The sequence below is a fragment of the Streptomyces sp. WELS2 genome (assembly GCF_013870595.1).
Lineage (GTDB): Bacteria > Actinomycetota > Actinomycetes > Streptomycetales > Streptomycetaceae > Streptomyces.
Genome location: NZ_JACBWZ010000824.1, coordinates 1 through 2,691, shown reverse-complemented (window position 1 = coordinate 2,691; position 2,691 = coordinate 1). Strand labels below are relative to the sequence as shown.

The 2,691-nt window shown below is 72.9% G+C and carries 2 protein-coding genes and 2 pseudogenes; all 4 read left to right on the top strand.

Annotated elements, in window-relative coordinates:
* Positions 1–187, top strand: a pseudogene (locus tag H5J33_RS30380) (MFS transporter); the annotation flags it as partial.
* A gap of 294 nt (positions 188–481) precedes the next feature.
* Positions 482–1,135 carry a class I SAM-dependent methyltransferase gene (locus H5J33_RS30375; RefSeq protein WP_181797990.1) on the top strand — a complete coding sequence of 218 codons (654 nt, stop codon included), beginning with the start codon at positions 482–484 and terminating at the stop codon, positions 1,133–1,135.
* Between the two features lie 22 nt (positions 1,136–1,157).
* A complete protein-coding gene (locus H5J33_RS30370; RefSeq protein WP_181797989.1) occupies positions 1,158–2,105 on the top strand; it encodes an N-acetylmuramoyl-L-alanine amidase in 948 nt (315 codons plus the stop codon).
* Positions 2,106–2,188: 83 nt separating this feature from the next.
* A pseudogene (locus H5J33_RS30365) lies at positions 2,189–2,691 on the top strand (DUF5336 domain-containing protein); the annotation flags it as partial.

Here is a 2,691-nt window from a genome sequence, read left to right as displayed (position 1 = left end):
GCAGGCGGGGGCCACCGTCTCCGACGAGGAGGGGCGGTACGCCCTGGCCGTGCCCGCGCGGGGGCCGTACGTCCTCGCCGCGAAGGCCTCCGGCCATGGGCCGCTCGCCTCTTCCGCGACGCATTCCGGGGAGGAGCGGGCCGTCGACCTGGATCTGTCCCTGCCCGGGGAGACCGTGAGCGCCTAGGAGCCCCGGAAGGGCTGCCCGTCAGGGGTGTCAGTAGAGCACCGCACCCGTACCGGCCCGCCAGTGCGACTGGCGGGCCGTACGCATGCACACCTCACGCCCCGCTCAGGATCCGGACCCGGTGTCCGGGCGGGACGAACAGCCGGGCCAGGCGGACACGGTGCGCCGGCGGTACTCGTCCCGATGGCCGATCCATGTGCCCGCACCCTGTCCGGGAGGCCCCCTGTCCCCCACCCGGCCGGGCGTGCGGCAGCATAAGCGGGGTTCGGACAGTCGTACGGTCGAGAGGAACCCATGGCCACCGCCACGCCCAAGCCCGACATCCTGGCCGCGTTCGAGGCGGCCAAGGGGTTCATGCCCGTCGACGAGGGGCTCGCCCTGTACGCGGCGGCGGTGGAGGCGGGGCGGCTCGGGCTGCCGCTGCTGGAGGTCGGGACCTACTGCGGGCGCTCCACGATCCTGCTGGCCGACGCGGCACGGCAGGCCGGGGTCACCGCGCTGACCGTCGACCACCACCGGGGCAGCGAGGAGCAGCAGCCCGGCTGGGACTACCACGATCCGGAGACGGTCGACCCCGAGATCGGGCTGATGGACACGCTGCCGCTGTTCCGCCGCACCCTGCACCGCGCGGGGCTGGAGGAGCACGTCGTCGCCCTCGTCGGCCGCTCCCCGCAGATCGCGGCGTTCTGGAACTCGCCGCTCGGCCTCGTGTTCGTCGACGGCGGCCACACGGACGAACACGCCGGCGCCGACTACGAGGGCTGGGCCCCGCACGTCGCCGAGGGCGGTCTGCTGGTCATCCACGACGTCTTCCCGCACCCCGAGGACGAGTTCACGGGCCAGGCACCCTACCGGGTGTACCTGCGCGCCCTGGATTCCGGGGCGTTCACCGAGGTCGGCGCCGTCGGCTCACTGCGCGTGCTGCGGCGAGCGGGGGCGGGAGTCTGAGGCCCCGGTTAGAGTCGCAGACGTGTCGTACACAGGCCCGGAATTCGAATCCCCGCAGCCCCGCCGGCCCCGGCGCGGCCCGCTGACCGTGGCGCTCGCCGCGCTGGTGCCCGGCGCCCTGCTCGGCTGGGGGGTGTACGAGACGCTGGGCGACGGGGGTTCGGGCGGTGCGGCGCGCACCACCTCCGCGTCCGGCTCCCGGACGGCCTCCTCCGCTCCCGCCCCGGCGGCCTCCCGGGGCGACGACGGCAAGGTGTCCGGCTCTCCCTCCGCCCCTTCCCGCGGCTCCGGCGCGCTCCGGGGCAAGGTCGTCGTCGTGGACCCCGGGCACAACCCGGGCAACTTCCGGCACACGGCGGAGATCAACCGCCAGGTGGACATCGGCACCAACTACAAGGAGTGCGACACCACCGGGACGTCCACCAACGACGGCTACACCGAGGCGACGTTCACGCTCGATCTGGCGCACCGGCTGCGGGACCTGCTGGAGCGGGAGGGCGCCACGGTGAGGCTGACCCACGACGGCGACAGCCCGCCCTGGGGTCCGTGCGTGGACGAGCGGGCGCGGTTCGGCAACGCCGCGCACGCGGACGCGGCGATCTCGCTGCACGCCGACGGCTCCGACGCCGGCAACCGCGGCTTCCACGTCATCCTGCCGGGGTCCGTGCACGCCGGTGCGGCGGACACCCGTCCCATCGTCGGCCCCTCGCACGAGCTGGGGGTGCGGGTGGCGGGCACCTACCTCCGCGCGACCGGGGAGCCGCCCGCCAACTACGTAGGCGACGGTACCGGCCTGGTCACGCGGACGGATCTGGGTGGTCTCAATCTGTCAACGGTTCCCAAGGTGTTCATCGAGTGCGGCAACATGCGCGATAACACGGACGCGGCCCTGCTGACCAGCGGAAGCTGGCGGCAGCGCGCGGCGCAGGGGATCTCTGAGGGAATCGTGAGTTTCCTGCGCGATTCGTGACCGGCGGCCATAACCGGCCGGACAGTCCGATCTTGCGGACTGTAGTGTCTACCGACGACGAGACGACCTACGAAGGACCTGAAGTGAATATCCGCTCCCTCACTAGAGGCGACGGCGTGGTGATCGGAGCAGCGGTGGTGCTGTTCATCGCGTCGTTCCTCGACAACTACTCGTACGACGGGCTGCCCGACGGCGTCGACCTGCCGAACCTCTGGGAGAGCGGACCGGTCCTGCTCGGCGTCGTGCTGGCGGGCATCATCGGCGCGGCGCTCATCGTCGTGAACCGGGGCCTGCCGCAGCCCCGCAAGATCGCGGGTCTCGAACTCGGCGCGTTCGGCGTGGCGTTCGCGGTCTTCGCCGCCTGGAGCGCGCTGGGCAACATCATCGACCCGGTCGGCGGCCTGAACAACATCGGCGGCGGCTCGGACGATCAGGCGCCCGACGCCGGCATGGGGCTGATCCTGGCCCTGATCGCCACCCTGGTGATGGCCGCCGCCGCCATCGCCACCCCGCTCGTCCCCGCCCTCCAGGCGTCCCTGATCCCGGCCCCGAAGCCGCCGGCCCCGCAGCCCTACGGCGCCCAGCC

Coding starts and splice junctions, on each gene's coding strand:
- H5J33_RS30375 (WP_181797990.1), top strand. CDS start 482: ATGGCCACCGCCACGCCCAAGCCCGACATCCTGGCCGCGTTCGAGGCG.